Source organism: Massilia sp. YIM B02763, from assembly GCF_030412015.1.
In the GTDB taxonomy this organism is placed as follows: Bacteria; Pseudomonadota; Gammaproteobacteria; order Burkholderiales; family Burkholderiaceae_D; genus Telluria.
Genome location: NZ_JASNRD010000039.1, coordinates 1 through 21645, shown reverse-complemented (window position 1 = coordinate 21645; position 21645 = coordinate 1). Strand labels below are relative to the sequence as shown.

The 21645-nt window shown below is 66.4% G+C and carries 17 protein-coding genes and 1 pseudogene; 12 read left to right on the top strand and 6 right to left on the bottom strand.

Features of this window, described 5'->3' with window-relative positions; translation table 11 throughout:
• Positions 1–188 precede the first annotated feature (188 nt).
• Positions 189–1178, top strand: coding sequence for an alpha/beta fold hydrolase (locus tag QPK32_RS25755; RefSeq protein ID WP_290415637.1), 990 nt, complete (start codon positions 189–191; stop codon positions 1176–1178).
• Positions 1179–1249: 71 nt separating this feature from the next.
• Here QPK32_RS25755 and QPK32_RS25750 read toward each other — a convergent pair whose 3' ends face one another.
• Positions 1250–1693, bottom strand: a complete 444-nt coding sequence (locus tag QPK32_RS25750; protein WP_290415635.1) for a DoxX family protein — start codon at positions 1691–1693, stop codon at positions 1250–1252.
• 136 nt (positions 1694–1829) lie between these two features.
• Between QPK32_RS25750 and QPK32_RS25745 the strand changes: the two genes are divergently transcribed.
• From QPK32_RS25745 to QPK32_RS25720, 7 genes and pseudogenes are all read left to right on the top strand, one after another.
• On the top strand, positions 1830–2735 hold the full coding sequence (locus QPK32_RS25745; protein ID WP_290415634.1) for a LysR family transcriptional regulator: 906 nt from the start codon (positions 1830–1832) through the stop codon (positions 2733–2735).
• 61 nt (positions 2736–2796) lie between these two features.
• Positions 2797–3753: pseudogene (gene glk / locus QPK32_RS26785) on the top strand (glucokinase); the annotation flags it as partial.
• A 229-nt stretch (positions 3754–3982) separates the two neighbouring features.
• Entirely contained in the window at positions 3983–4786 is an 804-nt protein-coding gene (locus QPK32_RS26780) for an SIS domain-containing protein (protein WP_374046792.1), read from the top strand.
• A 12-nt stretch (positions 4787–4798) separates the two neighbouring features.
• Positions 4799–5491 (top strand): M15 family metallopeptidase, encoded by a 693-nt coding sequence (locus tag QPK32_RS25735; RefSeq protein WP_290415633.1) that lies wholly within the window; start codon positions 4799–4801, stop codon positions 5489–5491.
• 79 nt (positions 5492–5570) lie between these two features.
• A complete protein-coding gene (locus tag QPK32_RS25730; RefSeq protein WP_290415632.1) occupies positions 5571–6428 on the top strand; it encodes a hypothetical protein in 858 nt (285 codons plus the stop codon).
• A gap of 235 nt (positions 6429–6663) precedes the next feature.
• Positions 6664–7278, top strand: a complete 615-nt coding sequence (locus QPK32_RS25725; RefSeq protein ID WP_290415631.1) for a hypothetical protein — start codon at positions 6664–6666, stop codon at positions 7276–7278.
• Between the two features lie 152 nt (positions 7279–7430).
• Positions 7431–7661, top strand: a complete 231-nt coding sequence (locus QPK32_RS25720; protein WP_290415630.1) for a hypothetical protein — start codon at positions 7431–7433, stop codon at positions 7659–7661.
• Positions 7662–7767: 106 nt separating this feature from the next.
• On the opposite strand, the gene QPK32_RS25715 is transcribed toward QPK32_RS25720, so the two are convergent.
• The 3 genes from QPK32_RS25715 to QPK32_RS25705 all read right to left on the bottom strand — a co-directional run bounded on the left by QPK32_RS25715 (position 7768) and on the right by QPK32_RS25705 (position 13063).
• Entirely contained in the window at positions 7768–8535 is a 768-nt protein-coding gene (locus QPK32_RS25715) for a sulfite exporter TauE/SafE family protein (RefSeq protein ID WP_290415629.1), read from the bottom strand.
• A 183-nt stretch (positions 8536–8718) separates the two neighbouring features.
• On the bottom strand, positions 8719–11445 hold the full coding sequence (locus QPK32_RS25710) for an alpha-1,6-glucosidase domain-containing protein (protein ID WP_290415628.1): 2727 nt from the start codon (positions 11443–11445) through the stop codon (positions 8719–8721).
• 31 nt (positions 11446–11476) lie between these two features.
• Complete coding sequence (locus QPK32_RS25705; protein ID WP_374046791.1) at positions 11477–13063, bottom strand: oligopeptide:H+ symporter; 1587 nt, start codon at positions 13061–13063, stop codon at positions 11477–11479.
• 348 nt (positions 13064–13411) lie between these two features.
• Here QPK32_RS25705 and QPK32_RS25700 point away from each other — a divergent pair, with 348 nt between their 5' ends.
• Positions 13412–15058 (top strand): alpha-amylase family glycosyl hydrolase, encoded by a 1647-nt coding sequence (locus QPK32_RS25700; RefSeq protein ID WP_290415627.1) that lies wholly within the window; start codon positions 13412–13414, stop codon positions 15056–15058.
• A gap of 4 nt (positions 15059–15062) precedes the next feature.
• Positions 15063–16934, top strand: a complete 1872-nt coding sequence (glk, locus tag QPK32_RS25695; protein WP_290415626.1) for a glucokinase — start codon at positions 15063–15065, stop codon at positions 16932–16934.
• A 124-nt stretch (positions 16935–17058) separates the two neighbouring features.
• Here glk (QPK32_RS25695) and QPK32_RS25690 read toward each other — a convergent pair whose 3' ends face one another.
• Positions 17059–18264 carry an MFS transporter gene (locus tag QPK32_RS25690; RefSeq protein WP_290415625.1) on the bottom strand — a complete coding sequence of 402 codons (1206 nt, stop codon included), beginning with the start codon at positions 18262–18264 and terminating at the stop codon, positions 17059–17061.
• Positions 18265–18383: 119 nt separating this feature from the next.
• Here QPK32_RS25690 and QPK32_RS25685 point away from each other — a divergent pair, with 119 nt between their 5' ends.
• Positions 18384–19130, top strand: coding sequence for a helix-turn-helix transcriptional regulator (locus QPK32_RS25685; RefSeq protein WP_290415624.1), 747 nt, complete (start codon positions 18384–18386; stop codon positions 19128–19130).
• A gap of 164 nt (positions 19131–19294) precedes the next feature.
• On the opposite strand, the gene QPK32_RS25680 is transcribed toward QPK32_RS25685, so the two are convergent.
• A complete protein-coding gene (locus QPK32_RS25680) occupies positions 19295–19726 on the bottom strand; it encodes a hypothetical protein (protein ID WP_290415623.1) in 432 nt (143 codons plus the stop codon).
• Between the two features lie 270 nt (positions 19727–19996).
• Here QPK32_RS25680 and QPK32_RS25675 point away from each other — a divergent pair, with 270 nt between their 5' ends.
• A complete protein-coding gene (locus QPK32_RS25675; protein WP_290415622.1) occupies positions 19997–21604 on the top strand; it encodes a methyl-accepting chemotaxis protein in 1608 nt (535 codons plus the stop codon).
• The last annotated feature ends 41 nt before the right edge of the window (positions 21605–21645 follow it).

Sequence of the window (21645 nt, the reverse complement as noted above, 5' to 3'; positions counted from 1 at the left end):
TGATGACCAACACAACATTATTATCCCGGACAGCAGTGCGCTTTCGCGGGAACGACGGTAAGTAGCGGACACGCGTCACGCGGGTATGAACACGTGCGCACCCCGCTTCCGCTAGACTCGCAGGCATCGCAACCCCACGAGGAAGCCACATGCCTGCACGACCACTCTCCGCACTCCTGTTCACCGCCATGCTCGCCGCCGCGCCCTGGGCCGCCGCCCAGGAGACGTCGCCCAAGGAACCCAGCTACGGCCCCGAACTGGAAGGCTTCGACTACCCGTACCCGGTGCAGCAGTACCGCTTCACGTCGCAAGGCGAACAACTGCACATGGCCTATATGGACGTCAAGCCGGCCAGGCCGAACGGCCGCACCGTCGTCCTCCTGCACGGCAAGAACTTCTGCGCCGCCACCTGGAAGGGCAGCATCGACGCGCTGAGCGAGGCCGGCTACCGCGTGGTGGCGCCGGACCAGGTCGGCTTCTGCAAGTCGAGCAAGCCGCAGCACTACCAGTACACCTTCCAGCAACTGGCGGCCAACACCCACGGCCTGCTGGAATCCATCGGCGTGAAGCGCGCCACGATCTTGGGCCACTCGACGGGCGGCATGCTGGCGGTGCGCTACGGCCTGCTGTATCCGGACGAGACGGAGCAGCTGGCGCTGGCCAATCCGATCGGCCTGGAAGACTGGAAGACGCTGGGCGTGCCCTCGCTGGGCGTGGACAAATGGTTCGAGCGCGAGCTCGCGACCAATGCCGACAAGATCCGCGCCTACGAGAAATCGACCTATTACGTGAACGGGTGGAAGCCGGAATACGAACCGTGGGTGCAGATGCTGGCGGGGATGAACCGCGGTCCCGGCAAGCGCCTCGTCGCGTGGAACTCGGCGCTGCTGTACGACATGATTTACACGCAGCCGGTGGTCTACGAACTGCCGTTGTTGAAGATGCCCGTGCTGCTGCTGATCGGCACGAAGGACACCACGGCCATCGGCAAGGACGCGGCACCGGCGGACGTGCGTCCCAAGCTGGGCAACTACGCGGAGCTGGGCAAGCGCACGGCGAAGGCGATTCCGCGGGCGACGCTGGTCGAGTTCGACGACATGGGCCATGCGCCGCAGATGCAGGACCCCAAGCGTTTTCATGACGCCCTGCTCAAGGGCCTGCAGGCCTCCAAGCCGTAAACGCCGGCCGCCGGCATCCACGCGGATGCCGGCGGCGCAGTGTACCTGGCGTGGTGGCTCAGGCAGCCAGCTCAGGCAGCGAATTGCGCCGGACGGTTCGTGCGGCCGGCACGGGCGTCGATGCTGTACGCGCCGGCACCGAACGCTGCCACCTGCAGCAGGCCGCCGGCGATCGCGATGTTCTTCAGGAAGTGCAGCAGCTGGTTCTGGTCGCCGAACGCGTGGTGGAAGGCGAGGGCGGTGACGACGGAGAACGCGGCCATGAGGGCGGCCACGATGCGCGTCTGGTAGCCGAACACCAGCAGCAGGCCGCCGCCCAGTTCGATGGCGATGGCGGCCGCATAGGCCAGCGGCGCGAACGGCAGGCCGGACGATTCGATGTAGGCGATGGTGGCGGCCGGCGCGGCCAGCTTGCCCAGCGCGCTGAAGATGAAGATCGTGGCCAGCAGCAGGCGGCCGATGGCCGGGACGATGGTGTTGGCGCCGTTGGTGCTATTGGTGGTGGTCGTGTTCATGATGCGTTCCTTTCTTGTTGGTAGTCGGATGAATCGTCGTTGAGCGAATGTCGTTCGCGATGGATGTATCGTAGTCCCGCTTGATCGATCCAGATAGCCTATATAATTCGATGATTACCATCGAAGGAATAGATACATGCTCGACGCCATGTCCATGGACCAGCTGCGCACCTTCATCGCCGCGGCGGAAGAGGGCAGTTTTTCGGCGGCCGGCAGGCGCTTGCGCCGCGCCCAGTCCGTGGTCAGCCATACGCTGGCGAATCTGGAACTGCAGGTGGGCTTTCCCCTGTTCGAACGCACGGGACGCTATCCGGTGCTGACGGACGCCGGACGCGCCCTGCTGGCGCAGGCACGCGATGCGGTGGGAGCGATGGATGCGTTCAAGGCGCGGGCGCGCCTGCTGGCGGAAGGGCTGGAGCCCGAGCTGGCCGTCGTCGTCGACGTCATGTTCCCCATCGCGACGCTGACCGCTACCGTGCAGGCCTTCAAGCAGCAGTTCCCCGGCGTGCCGCTGCGCCTGTACGTCGAGGCGCTGGGTGCCGCGCTGGAGCCGCTGCTCAAGGGTCAGTGCCGCATCGCCGTCATCGGCTCGCTGCCGGACGTACCGCCGCAGTGCGTGCCGGAATACCTGTTCGACGTGCCGCTGGCCACGGTCGTGGCGCCCGCGCATCCGCTGGCCGGCTGGGCGGGCAAGGTGCCGCGCGCGGAGGCGGCGCGCCACACGCAGCTGGTGCTGACGGACCGCTCGGCGCTGACCGCGGGACGCAGCTTCGGCGTGTTGTCCGCCAATGCCTGGCACCTGGCCGACCTGGGCGCCAAGCACGCCTTCCTGCGCGCCGGGCTCGGATGGGGCCACATGCCGCTGCACATGGTGCAGGCCGACCTGGATGCCGGCACGCTGGTGCGGATCGCACTGGAGACCTTGCCCGTCGTCGGCGGCGGCATCGCCATGCATGCGCTGCACCTGAAGGAACAGCCGCCGGGGCCGGCGGGACGCTGGTTCGTCCAGCGCCTGCGCGGGGTGCCGGAATCCCTTGTCTGAATGGTATCCTAGCTGCAATACAAGAAAACCAAGGAGACCCTCTGCAAGAGGACGCACCACCATGACGCTCGAACCCGACACCACGACGAAGCCCGTCCGTCCCGCTTACGCCGACGGCCCGCGCCTGCTGGCCGACATCGGCGCCACCCACGCGCGCTTCGCCCTCGAATCCGCGCCGGGCGTGCTGCGCGACGTGGCCGTGCTGCTGTGCGACGACTATCCCGGCATCGTCCCGCTGCTGCACGCCTACCTGGCGCAGACGGATGGCGTGCGCATCTGCCACGCCGCGTTCGCGCTCGCCAACCCGATCAGCGGCGACTTCATCCGCATGACCAACCGCGACTGGCAATTCTCGACCGAGGAAGTGCGGCGCGAGCTGGGCCTGAATACGCTGCTGATCGTGAACGACTTCACGGCGCTGGCGATGGCGCTGCCGGGCTTTGGGCCGGACGACCTGCTGCAGGTAGGCGGCGGCACGCCGGCGCCGAACGCCGTGGCCGGCGTGCTGGGCCCCGGCACGGGCCTGGGCGTCTCGGGCGTGATCCCGACCGTCGACGGTTTCGTCACGCTCGGCAGCGAAGGCGGCCACGTGAACTTCGCCCCGGCCGACGAGCGCGAGTTCGCCATCCTGCAGTACGCCTGGCGCGAATGGCAGCACGTGTCGAACGAGCGCCTGATCTCCGGCCCCGGCATGGAAATCGTCTACCGCGCGCTGGCGCAACGCAACGGCGTGCGCATTCCGGAAGATGCGCCCCCGCGCGACGCCGCCGCCATCGTCGGCTGCGCGCTCGACGACAAGGATGCGCTGTGCCTGGAAGTGCTGGAGTGCTTCTGCGGCATGCTGGGCGGCGCGGCCGCCAACCTGGCCGTGACCCTGGGCGCGTTCGGCGGCATCTTCATCGGCGGCGGCATCGTGCCGCGCATCGCGCAGTGGTTCGCGCAATCCCCGTTCCGCGCGCGGTTCGAGGCCAAGGGGCGTTTTTCGAGCTACCTCGCGCAGATTCCGACCTACGTGATCATGACGTCGAACCCGGCGCTGCGCGGCGTCTCGAGCATCCTCAGCGAACACCTGCGCCACCGTAACGGCGCCAGCACGCTGATGGAGCGCGTGCAGCATCTGCAGTCGCAGCTGTCGCCGGCCGAGCAGCGCGTGGCCACGCTCGTCATCGAGCACCCGCGCAAGGTGCTGTCCGAGCCCATCGCGGAGATCGCGAAGATGGCGGACGTGNTCGCCGGCCGAGCAGCGCGTGGCCACGCTCGTCATCGAGCACCCGCGCAAGGTGCTGTCCGAGCCCATCGCGGAGATCGCGAAGATGGCGGACGTGAGCCAGCCGACCGTGATCCGCTTCTGCCGCTCGCTGGGCTTCTCCGGCCTGGCCGACTTCAAGCTGAAGTTCGCGGGCAGCCTGACGGGAACGATCCCCGTGCGCCACAGCCAGGTGCGCATGACGGACAGCACGCACGACCTGTCCGCGAAAGTCATCGACAACACCGTGTCCGCGATCCTGAAGTTCCGCGACCAGCTCGACGTGAACTCGATCGACCGCGCCATCGAGCTGCTGCGCCGCGCCAAGCGCGTGGAGTTCTACGCGATGGGCAATTCGCGCGTCGTCGCCATCGACGGCCAGCACAAATTCTTCCGCTTCCGGATTCCCGCATCGTCGTATGGCGACGCCCACCTGTTCGCGCTGGCCGCGGAGTTGCTGGGGCCCGGCGACGTCGTGATCGCCATCTCGACCGCGGGCCAGCTGCCCGAGCTGCTCGACGCCGTCGACACGGCGCGCGCGGCAGGGGCCGACGTCATCGCCATCACCAGCAGCAAGTCGCCGCTGGCGCGAAAGGCCAGCATCTGCCTGGCGGTGGACCACAGCGAGGACAGCACCACGTTCCTGTCGATGATCTCGCGCATCCTGCAACTGCTCCTCATCGACATCATGGCGGTCGGCATCTCGCTGGGCCACCAGGGCGAGCAGGCGGTGTCGAACGACGAGCGCAACAATGTCCAAAACAGCGAGCGCCGGCGCCTGCTGATCTCGCACCTGGACGCTTGAGCGGAGCGCGCCATGGCCGCCATCGTGTTCGACGAGTACGAATGGACGGGCAGGGCGCGCACCCACGTGCGCCAGTACGCGCAGCCGCGCTTCGCCGCGCGGCCCGAGGTCGCCGAGGCTTTCCTTGCGCTGCGCGCGGCGGCCGCGCACGACGGCATCGACCTGACTCCTATCGCCTCCTGGCGCCCGTTCGAGGCGCAGCTGCGCAACTGGAACCGCAAGTTCGGCGGCGAGGCGACGCTGTACGACATCGACGGCCAGCCGCGCGAACGGGCCGGCATGACGCCGGAAGACGTCGTGTGGGCGATCCTGGGCTGGTCCGCGTTTCCGGGCGCGTCGCGGCGGCACTGGGGCACGGACATCGACGTGTTCGACCGCGCCGCGCTACCCGCCGGGCAGAAGGTGCGCCTGCTGCCGCAGGAAGTGCGGCCGGGCGGCGTGTTCGCGCCGCTGCATGCGTGGCTCGACAAGCACATGGCGCGCTTCGGTTTCTTTCGGCCGTATCGTGAATATCGCGGCGGGATGTATCCGGAGCCGTGGCATCTCAGTTATGGGCCGTCGGCACGGGTGGCGCTGGAGGCGTTCGACATCGACGTGCTGGAAAGGGTGATCAGGGAAGCGGATGGGATGCTGGGAAGGGAGCTGGCGCTGGAGATGCTGCCGGAGATCGTGCGGCGGCATGTGATGGGGGTAGATGTTGCTTAGTGGTTGCTTAGTGCTGCATGAGGGCGATATCCTGCACAGGATCTGGTGACCCGACCCTTGACCACTGACGCCCCGACCCATGCACACTCATTCACTGGCGACGCCGATTGCAGCGGCACGGTACGAGCGGAACTTCATCGTCGCGTTCACCGTGTTTTCCTTATTGGCCGTCCTGCTCGGCGCCGCCGCGATGGCGGCGACGGATGCCGCCCCGGGCCTGTGGCTGCGTAATCCGCTGGCGTGGATCGTGGCGCTGGCGCTCTGCGCGGGACTGCGCCGCCTTCGCCTGCCGCCGGCATGGGCGCTGGTAGTGTTCACTGCTGTCCTGGCGCTGACCTTGTTCGCGCCCGGCCAGGCGGGCGTGCATCGCTGGATCGGCATCGGACCCGTGCAGTTGAACGTCGCGGCGCTCGTGACGCCGTTTACCCTGGTACTGGCCGACCGGGTCGTGCGGCGGGATGGCCGAAGCGCGTATGCCATCGCGATCGCCGTGATGGCCGGCATCCTCGCCTGGCAGCCCGACATGTCGCAACTGGGCTCCCTGGTGGCGGCGCTGCTGGTATGGGCCGGCGTGCGGCGCGACGGACGCGCATTACGCTGGATCGTGCCGTTCGCACTCGCCGCATTGCTGGTCTGTGCAAGCCGGCCGGACCCGCTCGATGCGGTTCCCTACGTGGAGGGCATCCTGCACCTCGCCGCGAGCGTGTCGCCCATGCTGGCCCTTGGCTGCGGCCTGTCGCTGCTGCTGGCCTGCCTGAGCCCACTGGCGCTCGCCGGAGACGTCGACCGGCGTCCCGCTGCCGCCGCGCTGGCCGCGTATTTCGTGGTATCCGGATTCGCCTGGCTGTTCGGCGCGTTTCCGGTGCCGCTGGCGGGCTATGGGCTGAGTTTCATAGTGGGTTGGATGGTGGGGGCCACGGCGCTCGTGATGAAGTAGACGGCGTGTCGGATGGCGTACCAAAGCAGGGTCGCAATCATCCGCCGATGACGTAGGCAATCAAAGGTTGAGGACGATATGTCGGAAGATCGGCTCGGCTTGAGGCATGATTTTATTACGGGATTGTTGTCTGCTATCGGCCAGAAGCGGACATTTGTATCCTCACCTAGACCTCGACGTTTGCGACAGATGAATGCTTCGCAAGCGTCTCCCAGTCAGCCCGTTGCAACGAACGATGACATTTAACGATCTACATGTTGGCGCGGTTTTTCAACCGCAATGGGACACCCGTCCACTTCGTGTCATCGCGTTTGATGTGGAAACGGTGATGTACGACTGTTGGTGGCCGCAGATCCATGGATGGGGGATCGACTCGCTAAATCGCAACATCGCTTACTATCGGGTTCCCACCTCGCTACTGTTGAATAAATGCGAATACCTACGGACTGAGCAGTACACAGAGATCGAGTTGTCGATTCACCGTCCAGACTTGCCCTTCGGCTTTGCTCGATTCGCAGATATTGACTGGCCTGCAGTGTGTCCAGCGTCTTCAGACGAGTTCCCGAGCGGCTGCGCTAGCTATCAGTCCAGCCAACTTTGTCTCAACGCTGGAAAAATCATCTTGCAACCTTTTGGGCCTAAGGGAAGCTCCAAGCCCGGCGTCATGATTAAAGCGGAAAATCCTGCAGGGTTTACAGTGAGTGAAATACTCTGGCACGCAGCTCGACTGCAATCGCCATTTCTCCGTGAAATCAAGGTCACCACGGGAATAGGGATTTACCGATCAGGAATCCAGCGGAAGCTTCCCTCGTATTACATTTGGGGCTCTAAAAGCCGGATGGCAATGTGAAGTCGAGGTGCGAAGATATGTCTGCTTCGGTCGGATCCGGCCGATCGTGACTGTTTGTGATTTCTCCGCTCAGGCAACCTGCTATGCTGACTCGAACGGCCGAGAACGGGCAAAGGCGGTCGTTCATAAGCTCTTCTTCATCGGGTATAGCAATGTCCGTCAAAATCTACGACGTGGTCAAAATCAAAAAGCTGCATAAGCCCGGCGATTTTCAGCCAGACGGAACCAGCATTCGCGCACCCATCGTTGGCGATGTTGCAACAGTAGTTGAGGTGTACAGCACCCCTCCAGGCTACGAACTCGAGTGCAGTGGGAGAGACGGCATAACCATATGGCTTCAAGCGTTCGCTCCGGAAGAGGTGGAGCTTGAGGTGGTAGGCTGATCTAAGGCTGTAGTGCGATCCTACGTCCGCAATGGGTCGATGACAGTCACCCGAAACCTGTTTTTGCACCTGCCATAACCACATCAGGGATGGCCAGGCGCGCCATTCAATGCCCCGTCACCAGCATCACCGTCGCCGTCCCCAGAAGCACGAGACAGAACAGCACGCGCAAGCGCGACGGCGGCCACTTGTGCGCCAGGTGCACGCCCCACGACACCGTCAGCACGCCGCCGACGGCCATCGGCACGCCCGTCGACCAGCTCACGTGGCCGCCCTGCGCATAGGCGAACAAGGCGACCACCGCGCCCGGCGCGACGAGCGCCATCGCGACGCCCTGCGCACGCGTCTGCGCCATGCGCAGCAGGGCGACCAGCGCCGGCACGACGATCAGGCCGCCGCCCACCGTGAAGATGCCGGACATCGCGCCGCTGCCCAGGCCCAGCAGGGGCAGGGCGTAGAACGGCGCCGGCTTTTCCTGTGCCGGCACCGCTTGCGGATTGCGGCGCGACGGGAAGCCGAAGTACAGCGCCAGCACGATGAGGAAGACGGCGAACGCGGTGTGCAGGCCGCTGGCGCTGATCGACGATGCCAGGCGCGCCGCGACGTAGGTGCTGGCCATCGCGCACAGGGCGGCGAGCGCCACCTGGCGCAGGTCGATGCGGTGCTTCTGGTGGTAGCGGTAGAAGCCCATTGCGACGTTCGGCGCGATCATGACGAGGGCCGTGCCTTGGGCCAGGTGCTGGTCCATGCCGTACAGGTAGCCGAGCACGGGGATGGCGATCAGGCCGCCGCCGATGCCGAGCAGGCCGCCGGCGACGCCGAGGAGGGCGCCGAGGGCGAAGTTGAAGAGGGTGAGGAGGATGGGGTTGTGCACGGCGTTGCCTGGGATGCCAAACCGCACAGTATAGCTGCCGTCGGATCGGGCGGCGGCTTAAGCAACGTCGTCCCTGCGAAGGCAGGGACCCAATCTCTGGGGGCGCAATCGATACGCATGCAACATTGGGTCCCTGCCTTCGCAGGGACGACGTAGTGATGCTGACGTGAGCGTCGAGCGCTGTTACTCCTCCACGAACACCACCGCCGTCCTCGGCGGAATCTCGTACGTTCCCGTCTTGCCATCGAACGTCGCCTGCGTCGCGCGCTTGTCCGCCACGCCGTCCTTCATGAACACCGGATGCAGCTTCATGCGCTTGCCCACGGCTTGCGGATCGACGACCGCGTGGCCGACCTTGTCGACGTTGATGAAGTACGAGACGCCGGCGAATCCGGCGCCGTCATGGCCGCGGCCGTCGATGTAGGCAGCGACCACGGTCGGCACCTGCTGCGCACCCGTGTTGAAGAAGCGCAGGCGGCGCTTGATCTCGGCGGCGGTCGGCAGGCGGAACAGCGTGGAGCTGGCGCGCACGGCGAGCAAGTCGCGGAAGGCGTCGCGGGTGAAGGCGATGTCGGCCGGCTGCGGCTTGATCGCGCGGTTGCCCAGCAGCGGCTTGATCAGCGCGTAGTCCTTGCCGTTGTCCGCTTCCGGCGGCATGCCGGTGCCGAAGTAGTTGTCGCGGTAGGTCCAGTCCAGGCGGTTGAACCAGTCGCCGGAATTGAAGCTGTTGCGGTCCAGGGACTTCGAGCGCAGCACGTCGATGCCGGCGTGCCAGTAGGCCACGCCCTGGCTGAACGCGTCGACGGCCATGCCCAGCACCTGCACGCGGGCGCGGTCCTGGCTGGTGGTCGACAGCGGCAGCTTGAACACGTTCATGTCGAACAGCGTCTGGTTGTCGTGGTTCTCGACGTAGTTCACCACTTCGCCCGGCTCGCTGACGTAGCCGGCCGGCTGGCCGTTGTAGTCGATGGCTTCCAGCGGCACGGTCTTGCCGTCGTAGGTCTGCAGCGGATACGAGCGGATCGAACCGGCCAGGCCGGCGCGCACCAGGTCGGCCGTCTTGAGCAGTTCCACCGGCGCCACCTGGCCCGCCAGCGCGTTGGGGTCGTAGACCAGGCCGTTGATCCAGCCCTGGCGCTTGATCATCGCTTCGCCCGCGTCGCCCGCCGAGCCGCCGCGCACGGCGTCGCGGGTGCGGTCATTGAAGGTGCCGATGCCGCTGCCGTTCAAGGACAGCTGCGAGGCCTGCACGAAGCGCTTGCCGTCCGCCACTTCGCCGAAGTTCCAGCCTTCGCCGATCAGCTGGATCTTGCGGCCGGTCGCCGCATTCACCTTGCGCTGCAATTGCTCCATCACGGCGCGCGGCTGGTGGCCCATCAGGTCGAAGCGGAACGAGTCGATCTTGTACTGCGTGGCCCACAGCACGACGGAATCCGTCATGAGCTTGCCCATCATGAGGTTCTCGGTGGCCGTGTTGTCGCAGCAGGTCGAGGTCTCGACGCCGCCCTTGTCGTTCAGGCGGTGGTAGTAGCCGGGGACGACGCGGTCCAGCACCGACTTCTCGTTCTGGCCGGCGATGAAGGTGTGGTTGTAGACGACGTCCATGCCCACCCGCAGGCCGGCCTTGTGCAGGCTCTGCACCATCTGGCGGAATTCGACGACACGCGTCTCGCCCTTTGCCGGGTCGGTGGCGTAGCTGCCTTCCGGCGCGTTGTAGTGGTAGGGGTCGTAGCCCCAGTTGAAGCAGTCGGTGTTGGCCGTGCGCTTCACCTGCGCCTGCTGGCTGTCGCCGTCCGGCGCGCCGAAGGGCTGCGGCGTGTCGCAGGCCAGTTCGGGCACGCTGCCGATGTCGTACACGGGCAGCAGGTGCACGTCGGTCAGGCCGCTCTTGGCCAGCGCGGCCAGGTGCTTCATGCCGTTCGACCGGGTGTAGGTGAAGGCCAGGTACTTGCCGCGGTGTTCGGGCAGCACGGTGTCGTCGTTGACGGAGAAGTCGCGCACGTGCAGTTCGTAGACCGACATGTCGGTCTGGTTCCTGACCGTCTGCGGGGCGGGCGTGGCGTCCCAGCCGGGCGGCTTGACGCGCGGCGAATCCAGGCGGCCGATCCAGCTGCGCTTCGAATCCGTCGTCAGGCTGACGGAATACGGGTCGGTGACGAGGTTGCGCACGATGCCGGCGCCGTCCACGGGCACGTCGACGGCGTACTTGTAGTACTTGCCCGTCATGTCGCCCGGCAGCACGGCATTCCACGTGCCCGTCTTGCGGTCGAAGGTCATCTGGTAGGCGGCGCGCACGGCGCCGGACGGGCCGGTATAGACGCATACGGCGGCCTGCTGCGCGGTCGGCGCCCACACGGAGAACGCGGTGCGGTTGCCTTCGATGGTCACGCCCAGCTTGTCCAGGTTCGCCGCCTGCGCATACAGGTCGTCCAGCGCGCCGGCGGCCTGGATGCGGGTGGCGGCGCGCACGGTGCCGTCCGGCGCTTCCTGCACCAGCACCAGTTGCTGGCGGTGCAGGTCGGACAGGGCCGGCACGTCGTTGTCGGCCACGCGCAGCAGCGCGCCGTCGGCCACGTACTTGAAGCGTTCGGCGACGGCCGGCGCCACGGGGTCCTTCGACGTTTCCAGCACGATGGCGCCGGCGCTGCCCTCCACCTTGCCGCCGACGGGCGCGACGATCGCGCCGTTGGCCGAGAAGTACAGCTTGAAGACGCCGTCGGCGGCGGTGCCGGGCCAGCGCACCAGGCGCGCATCGAGCCAGACGGCGCGCGCCTCGAAGCTGGCGGCGGACGGATGCTGGACGATCTGGAAGGTCCGGCTGTCGCAGGATTCGGGCGACACGGCGGCTTGGGCGCCGCCAGCGGCCAGCATGGCGGCGAGGGCGGCGGCGGTATGGGTCATTGTTTTCATGTGATTCATTCGGTAAGGCGAAGCGGCGCGCTCAGACGGCGTCGCCGCGATAATAGTCGACGACGCGATATCGCGTTGCGTACCAGCCGAAGGCGAGGGCCGCAAGGAAGGCGAAGGCGGCGAAGAAATACATCTGGAAGGCCATCACGCCCAGGCCGGTGCCGGCGATGTGGCCGAGCACCGCCTCGTGCTTGACGCTGGCGTTCACGATCAGCACCCACAGGCTGCCGACCGTCACGGCCAGCGACCAGAAGGCCATGATCGCGCCCTTCATCGAGCGCGGCGCCTGGCTGTAGGCGAATTCGAGGCCCGTGGCCGACACCAGCACCTCGCCCATCGTCAGCAGGGCGTAAGGCAGGATCTGCCAGGCCATCGACACGGGCGTGCCGCCGTCCATCACGACCTGGATGGTGCCGATGGCGACCCACGAGAGGGCGGACAGCGCGATCCCCGCCGTCATGCGGCGCAGCGCGCTCGGCTCCCAGCCCAGGCGGCGCAGCGCGGGAAACACGAGCAGGTTGTTGACGGGGATGAGCAGCATCACCAGCAGCGGATTCAGGGCCTGCATCTGCGCCGGCTCGAAGCGGAACTCGCTGCCGAACAGCGACAGCGTCGGACGGACCATGGCATTGGCCTGCACGATCCAGGTCGAGGCCTTCTGGTCGAACAGGGACCAGAACGGCGTCACCAGCGCGAACACGATCAGGATGCGCAGCACGCCGCGCACGCCGTCCACCGCTTCGTCCGGATGCAGGCCGCGCGCCCGTTCCAGCTGCAGCGCCACGCCGATGCCGCCGCAGGCGAGCAGCAGCACCAGCGCCGTGCAGGCGGCGATGACGAAGCCCCAGCTGGGCGTCATCGCCAGCGCGGCGACGGCGCCCAGCACGCCGACGGTCGCGACGGCGAGGCCGGGACGCGCTTCGCCGGCGCGGCGGGCCAGCAGCACGGTCTTCGATACGCGCAGGAAGGAGTGGGGATCGGCCGCGGTGGGCGGCATGTGCACGTACTTCTTGCGGCCGCTCCAGAACACGAGCGTGGCGATGAACATCAGGATGCCGGGGATGCCGAAGGCGACCGAGGCGCCGTAGTCGCGCAGGAAGATCGGCATCAGGAGCGAGGCGAAGAAGGAGCCGAAGTTGATGATCCAGTAGAACGCGTCGAACACCACCTTGGCGCGGTCCTTGTTCGTGTGGTCGAACTGGTCGCCGACGAACGAGGATACCAGCGGCTTGATGCCGCCCGAGCCGAGCGCGATCAGGAACAGCCCGGCGTAGAAACCCTTGACGTCGTCCTCGAAGACGGCCAAGCAGGCGTGGCCGGCGCAGTACACGAGGCTGAGCCAGAAGACGGTGTTGTACTTGCCGAAGAAGCGGTCGGCGAGCCAGCCGCCCAGCAGCGGGAAGAAGTAGACGCCGATGACGAAGGTGTGGAACACGTGCTTGGCCTCGCCCGTGCGCTCGGCCTCGGGCAGGAACAGCAGCAGCGACGAGATCAGGAAAGGCGTGAGGATGTTGCGCATGCCGTAGAAGCTGAAGCGCTCGCAGCCCTCGTTGGCGATGATATAGGGGATCTGGCGCGGCATGCGGCCGGTGGCGGCCTGCGGTGGATTCTGGGTCATCGGGTCTCCGTACCGTCGTCCCTGCGAAGGCAGGGACCCAAGTTCTGCTGGCGTATCGGCTGTACTTGCAATATTGGGCTCCCGCCTGCGCGGGAACGACGTGTTTGTAATAGTGCGTGCATGCTATGCAAGCGAGGCGAACTTGGCAACAGGAACTTGTTTGGCAAGCTAGGCAAACTGTCGTGGGGTCTGTAGTTTGACTACCGTCGAGCGTGGTTTTGCGTGTTCAAATATGTTGTAAGCTCATGATTCTTATGATGATTTGTTGGTGACTGTCACATTCTGTGCGATTGTCAGCTCAACCACGATCCTGTATATTGCGTAAAAATTATTAAGGACACCCCGCCCATGAGCACTTCCCGGAACGCCCAGAACCCCTGGTGGAAAGAAGCCATCATCTTCCAGGTCTACCCGCGCAGCTATCTCGATACCAACGGTGACGGCGTGGGCGACCTGGCCGGCATCACCGCCAAGCTCGACTATATCGCCAGCCTGGGCGTGGACATCGTCTGGCTGTCGCCGTTCTTCAAGTCGCCGATGAAGGACTTCGGCTACGACATCTCCGACTACTGCGACGTCGATCCGCTGTTCGGCACGCTGGCCGATTTCGACCAGCTGATCGCCAAGGCCCATTCCCTGGGCCTGAAGATCATGATCGACCAGGTGATGTCGCACACGGCCGAGGCGCACCCGTGGTTCGTCGAGAGCCGCTCCAGCCTGGACAATCCGAAGTCCGACTGGTACGTGTGGTCCGATCCGCTCCCGGACGGGAATCCGCCGAACAACTGGCTGTCCGTGTTCGGCGGGTCGGCGTGGCAGTGGGACACGCGCCGCAAGCAGTACTACATGCACAACTTCCTCGTCAGCCAGCCGCAACTGAACTTCCACAATCCGGACGTGCAGCAGGCCCACCTGGATTCGCTGCGCTTCTGGCTCGAGCGCGGCGTCGACGGCGTGCGCATGGACGCCTGCGTGTTCCACTTCCACGACCGCCAGCTGCGCAGCAATCCGCCGGCGCTCGTGCGCGACACGTCCACCGTCACGGACGTTAACCCGTACGGCATGCAGGCGCACATTTACGACAAGACGCAGCCCGAGAACATCGCCTTCCTGCAGAAGGTGCGCGCGCTGCTGGACGAATACGATGCCATCTCGATCGGCGAAGTGTCCTCGGACGACGCGCTGGCCCAGATGGCCGAATACACGGCGGGCGGCGACAAGCTGCACATGGCGTACAGCTTCAACCTGCTCACGCCCGAGTTTTCCAGCGCCCACGTCCGCCGCCAGGTCGAGGAATTCAACGAGCGCGTGACGGACGGCTGGGGCTCCTGGTCGGTCGGCAACCACGACGCGATCCGCGTGGCCACCCGCTGGTCCGACGGTCCGTGGACGCCGGAGACGGGCGCCGCCCTGTCGAAGCTGGTGCTGGCCATGCAGCTGTCGCTGAAGGGCACGCCGTGCCTGTACCAGGGCGACGAGCTGGGCCTGCCGGAAGCGGACGTGCCCTACGAACTGCTGCAGGACCCGTACGGCATCACGTTCTGGCCCGAGTTCAAGGGCCGCGACGGCTGCCGCACGCCGATGCCGTGGACGGCCGAGGCCCCGAACGCCGGCTTCAGCACCGGCAAGCCGTGGCTGCCGGTGCCGAGCGAGCACCTGGCGCTGAACGCGGAAGCCCAGGACAAGGACCCGCATTCGCCGCTGAACTTCGCGCGCACCATCATCCACTGGCGCCGCACGCTGCCGCAGCTCACGCGCGGCGAGATCGCCTTCTTCGACGTGCCGCAGCAGGCGCTGGCGCTGCGCCGCGACGTCGATGGCCATCCGACCGTGCTGGCCGTGTTCAACGTGACCAATGCGCCCGTGACCTTCGACTGGCCGGCGGCCGCGAACGCCAAGCCGCTGGCGGGCCACGGCCTGGCGGGCGAGGTGGCCGGCACGGTCGTGACGCTGCCGCCCTACGGCGGCTGGTTCGGCACCGTCGACAAGGAGTAAGACCATGCAGGAGCAGCTGGACGACGATTCGAAACCCGCCCGCACCGCGTTCGCCGACGGCCCGCGCCTGCTGGCCGACATCGGCGCGACCCACGCGCGGTTCGCGCTGCAGACGGCGCCGGGCAGCTACCGCTCGGTGCGCGTGCTCAAGTGCGACGACTTCGCCGGCATCGTCGACCTGCTGCGCTTCTACTTGTCCGAGCATGCGGACGTGCGCCCGCGCCACGGCGCGCTGGCGCTCGCGAACCCGGTCGACGGCGACTACGTGCGCATGACCAACCGGCCCTGGGAATTCTCGACCGACGCCGTGCGCCGCGACCTCGGTTTCGATACCCTGCTGATCGTGAACGATTTCACGGCGCTGGCGATGGCGATCCCCGGCCTGAAGCCCGCGGACCTGATGCAGGTGGGCGGCGGCAAGCCGGTGCCGGGCGCCGTGCTGGGCGTGCTGGGACCGGGCACGGGCCTGGGCGTCTCCGGCGGCATCCCGACCGTGGACGGCTTCATCACCCTCGGCAGCGAGGGCGGCCACGTCAACTTCGCCCCCGCCGACGAGCGCGAGTTCGCGATCCTGCAGGCCGCCTGGCGCGAGTGGACGCACGTGTCGAACGAGCGCCTGATCTCGGGCCCCGGCATGGAGATCATCCACCGCGCGCTGGCCGACAGGAACGGCGTGCAGGCGCCGGCGCGCACGTCGGCCCAGATCATCGCCGGCGCGCTGGAAGACAAGGACCCGCTGTGCCTGGAAGTGCTGGAATGCTTCTGCGGCATGCTGGGCGGCGCCGCGGCCAACCTGGCCGTGACGCTGGGCGCCTTCGGCGGCATCTTCATCGGCGGCGGCATCGTGCCGCGCATGGGGGAGTGGTTCAGGGAGTCGCCGTTCCGCACGCGCTTCGAAGCCAAGGGCCGCTTTTCCGGCTACCTGGCCGACATCCCGACCTATGTGATCTCGACGCCGCACGTGGCGTTCGACGGCGTCGCCAACATCCTGTCCGAGCACCTGCGCGGGCGCAGCGGCGGCAATACGCTGATGGACCGCATCCAGGGCCTGCGCGCCGAGCTGACGCCGGCCGAGCAGCGCGTGGCCACGCTGGTGCTGGAGCAGCCGCGCCTCGTGCTGAACGAGCCGATCGCCGGCATCGCGAAGCTGGCGGACGTCAGCCAGCCGACCGTGATCCGCTTCTGCCGCTCGCTGGGCTTCCTGGGCCTGGCCGACTTCAAATTGAAATTCGCCAGCTCGCTCACGGGCTCGATCCCCGTGCGCCACAGCCAGGTGCGCACCAACGACAGCACCCACGATCTGTCGGCCAAGGTGATCGACAACACGATCTCCGCGATCCTGCAGTTCCGCGACCAGCTGGACGTGCGCGCGATCGACCGCGCCATCGAATTGATCAGCCGCGCCAAGCGCGTGGAGTTCTACGCGATGGGCAATTCGCGCGTGGTGGCGCTGGACGGCCAGCATAAATTCTTCCGCTTCCGCATCCCGACGGCGCTGTACGGCGACTCGCACCTGTTCAAGCTGGCGGCGGACCTGCTGGGCCCCGGCGACGTGGTGGTGGCCATCTCCAACTCGGGCCGCCTGCCGGACCTGCTGGCCGCCGTGGACACGGCACGCGAGCGCGGCGCCGACGTCATCGCCATCAGCAACAGCCAGTCGCCGCTGGCGCGCCGCGCCACCCTCTGCCTGGCCGTCGACCACGCCGAGGACAGCACGACGTTCCTGGCGATGATCTCGCGCATCCTGCAGCTGCTCCTCATCGACATCATGGCGGTGGGGGTGTCGGTGGACGTGCACCATGCAAGGCCGGACGGCGCGGGGGCGGATGGGGAGCCGGATGGGAAGCGGGCGCTGATTTCGCACCTGGATAGCTAAGACGATACGCAAGAACGTCGTCCCCGCGAAGGCGGGGATCCAATGTTGCAAGCGTCGAGATAACGCGTGCAAATTGGGTCCCTGCCTTCGCAGGAACGACGTTGTTTCAAGTGCGTAGTACTTCTTACTTCTCCATCTTCGGCAACAACGCCGCCAGCACCCCCAGCAGCGGCAGGAACGACGCCATCCGGTACACCGACTCGATGCCCGACACGTCCGCGACATGCCCCATCGCCGCCGCGCCGATGCCGCTCACGCCGAACATCAGCCCGAAGAAGATCCCCGCGATCATGCCGACCTTGCCCGGCACCAGCTCCTGCGCGAACACGACGATCGCGGAAAACGCCGACGACATCACCAGGCCGATCACCACCGACAGCACGCCGGTCCAGAACAGGTCCGCATAGGGCAGGGCCAGCGTGAACGGAGCCGCGCCCAGGATCGAGACCCAGATCACGCGCTTGCGGCCGATGCGGTCGCCGATCGGGCCGCCCGCGAAGGTGCCCAGCGCCACCGAGGCCAGGAACAGGAACAGGTACATCTGCGCCGTGCCCACCGGGACGTGGAACTTCTCGATCAGGTAGAAGGTGTAGTAGCTCTGCAGGCTGGCCATGTAGATGTACTTCGAGAACACCAGCATGGCCAGCACGGCCAGCGCCTTGACGACCTTGTTGCGCGGCAGGCGCGGGCCCGCGTGGGCGGCGCTTTTCTTCGCGCCGCCGGCGAGGTGGCTGCCGTACCAGCGCGAGACGCCCACCAGCACGATCACGGCCACCAGCACGAACAGCGTGAACCAGGCGATGCGGCCCTGGCCGCGGCCGACGATGATGGCGGCGGCCAGCAGCGGCCCGAATGCGGAGCCGAGGTTGCCGCCGACCTGGAACAGCGACTGCGCGAAGCCGAAGCGGCCGCCCGACGCCAGGCGCGCCACGCGCGACGCTTCCGGGTGGAAGGTCGAGGAGCCCACGCCGATCATGCCGGCCGCCAGCAGCAGCATGCCGAAGCTGCCGGCCACCGACAGCAGGCCGACGCCGGCGAGGGTCACGCACATGCCGACCGGCAGCAGGAAGGGGATCGGGTGCTTGTCCGTGTACAGGCCGATCCACGGCTGCAGCAGCGAGGCGGTGCACTGGAAGGTCAGCGTGATCAGGCCGACCTGGGTGAAGGACAGCGCGAATTCCTGCTTGAGCAGGGGGTAGATCGAGGGCAGCACGGCCTGCACGCAATCGTTCAGCAGGTGCACGAAGGCGACCGAGAACAGGATCTGCAGGACGGTGCCGCTGGCCGCCGGCGCAACGCCGGTAGCAGAAGTGGAAGGTGTCGTGGACATGAATGAATCCTTTTTGTAGTCCATCAAGTGTAATATGGTTGATTCGAACGCATATTCCAGTTTTCGTCGATAAAGTGCCACTGACGCCTTCCTCCCATTACCGCCCCAGGTACGCATCCTTGCCGCGCACCGTCACGGCCGTCCCGTCCGAAGGGGCGTACGGCGAACTGGTCGAGGCGCACAGCCATCCCTGGGTCCAGCTGCTGTACGCCAGCGAGGGCGTGATGCGCGTGCGCACCGAACTCGGGGTGTGGATCATTCCGCCGCGTCGCGCCCTGCTGATCGCGCCGGGCGTCGTGCACGAGCTGACGATGCTCAGCCGCGTCAACCAGCGCACGCTGTACATCGGCACGGAGGCGGCGGGCGACCTGGTCGAGGGCTGCAAGGTGCTGGAAGTCAGCCCCCTGCTGCGCGAGCTGATCCTGGCGTTGTCGGCGGAGCCGGTCAACTATCCGGAGGACGGGCGCGGCGAGCACCTGGCGCGCCTGATCCTGCTGGAATTGCGCAGGATGGAGACGGTGCCGATCGCCGTGCCGTGGCCGCGCGACCGCCGCCTGCAGGCGCTGTGCACGGACATCATGGACCATCCCGGCAGCCAGCGCACGCTGGAAGACCGGGCCCTCGACGCCGGCGCCAGCGCCCGCACGCTGATCCGCCTGTTCCCCAAGGAGACGGGGCTGCATTACCGCCAGTGGGTGCAGCAAGTGCACCTGGCCCACGCGTTCGCGATGCTGGCGCGCGGGGAGGGCGTGGGAACGATCGCGCGCACGCTCGGCTACGCGAGTCCCAGCGCCTTCACGAGCATGTTCCGGCGGCTGCTGGGCAGGACGCCGCAGCATTACCTGGCCGAATGGCGCGGGGTGTGAACGAACAGGGGAAGGGGGCGCCGCCGACCGGGGGAGGAGTAGCGCCCGCGCCGTTGCCGCACTCGGCGGACGCCAGCGATGACGCTGCACGGCCAGCGGCAACGTCAACGTTAGCCGGATGAGTCAGGTTTCTTTTTGCGGTGCATCAAGACGTTGCTGACTTTTCAATTCGTCTTCAATTCGACATTGCGGATATTGCGCCGCCATTCGGACAGCGACTGCACGCTGTCGTCATTCAGGTCCTCCACCAGGATCTCGTCGCCCTGCTTCGCGACCAGGAAGCTGGCGCGGCGGTGCACGTCGCGCTTGCGGTTTTCCACGAAGCTGAGCTGGTAGTAGGGCTTGCCGTCGATGACGCGCGGCGCGGGATCGTCCTCGATGACGGCACCGTGCGCCGTGCCACGCGACGTCTTTTCGATCTGTTCCGACCATGCCTTGATCTCGGGGAGGTCCAGCAACTGGTCCATCGCTTGTTCGCGTGATCGCTCCTGTACGGCCGGGGCCGGGGGCGGCGCCTTCTGGGCGGCGGGCGCCGGAGCCGGCTGTTCGGCACGCTTGCAGCCGGCGACGCCGCAGGCCACCAGCGCTGCCAGCAAGATGGAAGAGAAATGCGATCGCAGGAATGGCGGAACGGTGTGTGAGGTCATCCGACCATACTAAACCACGGGCCGACCAGAGGGCAATATTGTTTGGATGATCATTATAAGTTCCTTTAAAGCAACCTGTTTGATAGCTTTCTAACTTATTTTGTTACTATTTGTGAGTTTTGCCTTACGGCAATATCTCCAAATCGTTATAGTAGCGGGGTCGAAAACATTGATGCACCGCATCATCTGCTGCAAGAGAGTAAACACATGAATATGTTGATGAATCTGAAGATCGGCACCCGCCTCGTCCTCGGCTTTGCCATCGTGCTGGGCCTGTCGATCCTGGGCACCGTCGCCGGGATTGCAAAACTGAACGCCGTCGCCGACGCGGCCCAGGAAATGTTGAACGAGCCGATCAGGAAGGAACGCCTGGCCAGCGACTGGAGCAAGAACACGAATTTGTCCGTGACCCGCACGTCGGCCATCATCAAGAGCAGCGATCCGTCGCTGGTCCAGTTCTTTGCCAAGAGCACGCAGGAAACCAACCGTACCACCGCCGCCTACCTGAAGGAACTCGAGCCCCTGCTGACCAGCGACGCGGAAAAGGAGGCCTATGCGCGTGCCACCGGCGTGCGCGACGCCTACCAGAGCAGCCGCAACGAAGCGCTCAAGCTGAAGGCGGAAGGCCGTGTCGAGGAATCGACCGCGGTGCTGGAAAAGTCCTACCTGCCGGCGGCCGAGGTGTACCAGACCGCGATCACGGAACTGCTCAAGCTGCAGCGCACCCGCCTGGACAGCCTGAAGGTCCGCATCGACGACCTGCGCGACAGCTCGCGCAACCTGGTCATGCTGCTGGCCGCGCTGAGCGTGGCGCTGAGCGCCATCTGCGCCTGGTGGCTGACGCTGAGCATCGTGCGCCCGGTAAAGGATGCCGTCGACGTCGCCCAGCGCGTGGCCGCCGGCGACCTGACCGCCGACCCGCAAGTGCATGGCCGCGACGAGATCGGCCAGCTGCAGGCCGCGCTGCAGCACATGAACGGCCAGCTGCTGCGCATCGTGCGCGACATCCGCGGCGGTTCCGACGCGATCGCGACGGCATCGTCGGAAATCGCGGCCGGCAACCAGGACCTCTCGAGCCGCACCGAGCAGCAGGCCGGCTCGCTGGAAGAGACGGCGTCGTCGATGGAAGAGCTGACCTCGACCGTCACCCAGAATGCCGACAACGCCCGTCAGGCGACGGTGCTGGCGCAGACCGCCAGCACCGTGGCGGGACGCGGCGGCGAGGTCGTGGCCGAAGTGGTGCGCACCATGGCCTCGATCGACGCATCGTCGAAGAAGATCGCGGACATCATCGGCACCATCGACGGCATCGCGTTCCAGACCAATATCCTGGCGCTGAACGCGGCAGTCGAAGCGGCCCGCGCGGGCGAGCAGGGACGCGGCTTCGCCGTCGTCGCCGGCGAAGTGCGCAACCTGGCGCACCGCTCGGCGGCGGCGGCCAAGGAAATCAAGGACCTGATCGGCGACTCGGTCGAGAAGGTGGAAAGCGGCACGAAGCTCGTCAACCAGGCCGGCACCACGATGGAAGAGATCGTGGGCAGCGTGCAGCGCGTGACCGACATCATCGGCGAGATCGCCTCGGCCACGGACGAGCAGCGCTCGGGCATCGGCCAGATCAACCAGGCGGTGGCCCAGATGGACCAGGTGACGCAGCAGAACGCCTCGCTGGTCGAGGAAGCGGCGGCGGCGTCGGAAGCGATGCAGCAGCAGGCGCAGGAACTGGCGCGCGTGGTCAGCGTCTTCAAGATCGAAGGCGCGGAGCGGGGTGCTGTCCCAGTAACGCGTCGCGCGCCCGCTACCGGCACCTTGGTCCCGCAACTGTCATGAACGTCGTCCCTTATACGTCATGTAGACGTTATGATTTCCGA

What these genes read in the sequence shown, in the direction of transcription:
- QPK32_RS25690 (WP_290415625.1), bottom strand. Translation starts at nt 18,264, where the DNA reads ATGTCCACGACACCTTCCACTTCTGCTACCGGCGTTGCGCCGGCGGCC.
- QPK32_RS25735 (WP_290415633.1), top strand. Translation starts at nt 4,799, where the DNA reads ATGGCCGCCATCGTGTTCGACGAGTACGAATGGACGGGCAGGGCGCGC.
- glk (WP_290415626.1), top strand. Translation starts at nt 15,063, where the DNA reads ATGCAGGAGCAGCTGGACGACGATTCGAAACCCGCCCGCACCGCGTTC.
- QPK32_RS25745 (WP_290415634.1), top strand. Translation starts at nt 1,830, where the DNA reads ATGCTCGACGCCATGTCCATGGACCAGCTGCGCACCTTCATCGCCGCG.
- QPK32_RS25675 (WP_290415622.1), top strand. Translation starts at nt 19,997, where the DNA reads ATGAATCTGAAGATCGGCACCCGCCTCGTCCTCGGCTTTGCCATCGTG.
- QPK32_RS25720 (WP_290415630.1), top strand. Translation starts at nt 7,431, where the DNA reads ATGTCCGTCAAAATCTACGACGTGGTCAAAATCAAAAAGCTGCATAAG.
- QPK32_RS25750 (WP_290415635.1), bottom strand. Translation starts at nt 1,693, where the DNA reads ATGAACACGACCACCACCAATAGCACCAACGGCGCCAACACCATCGTC.
- QPK32_RS25730 (WP_290415632.1), top strand. Translation starts at nt 5,571, where the DNA reads ATGCACACTCATTCACTGGCGACGCCGATTGCAGCGGCACGGTACGAG.
- QPK32_RS25705 (WP_374046791.1), bottom strand. Translation starts at nt 13,063, where the DNA reads ATGACCCAGAATCCACCGCAGGCCGCCACCGGCCGCATGCCGCGCCAG.
- QPK32_RS25725 (WP_290415631.1), top strand. Translation starts at nt 6,664, where the DNA reads ATGACATTTAACGATCTACATGTTGGCGCGGTTTTTCAACCGCAATGG.
- QPK32_RS25755 (WP_290415637.1), top strand. Translation starts at nt 189, where the DNA reads ATGCTCGCCGCCGCGCCCTGGGCCGCCGCCCAGGAGACGTCGCCCAAG.
- QPK32_RS25710 (WP_290415628.1), bottom strand. Translation starts at nt 11,445, where the DNA reads ATGAAAACAATGACCCATACCGCCGCCGCCCTCGCCGCCATGCTGGCC.
- QPK32_RS25700 (WP_290415627.1), top strand. Translation starts at nt 13,412, where the DNA reads ATGAGCACTTCCCGGAACGCCCAGAACCCCTGGTGGAAAGAAGCCATC.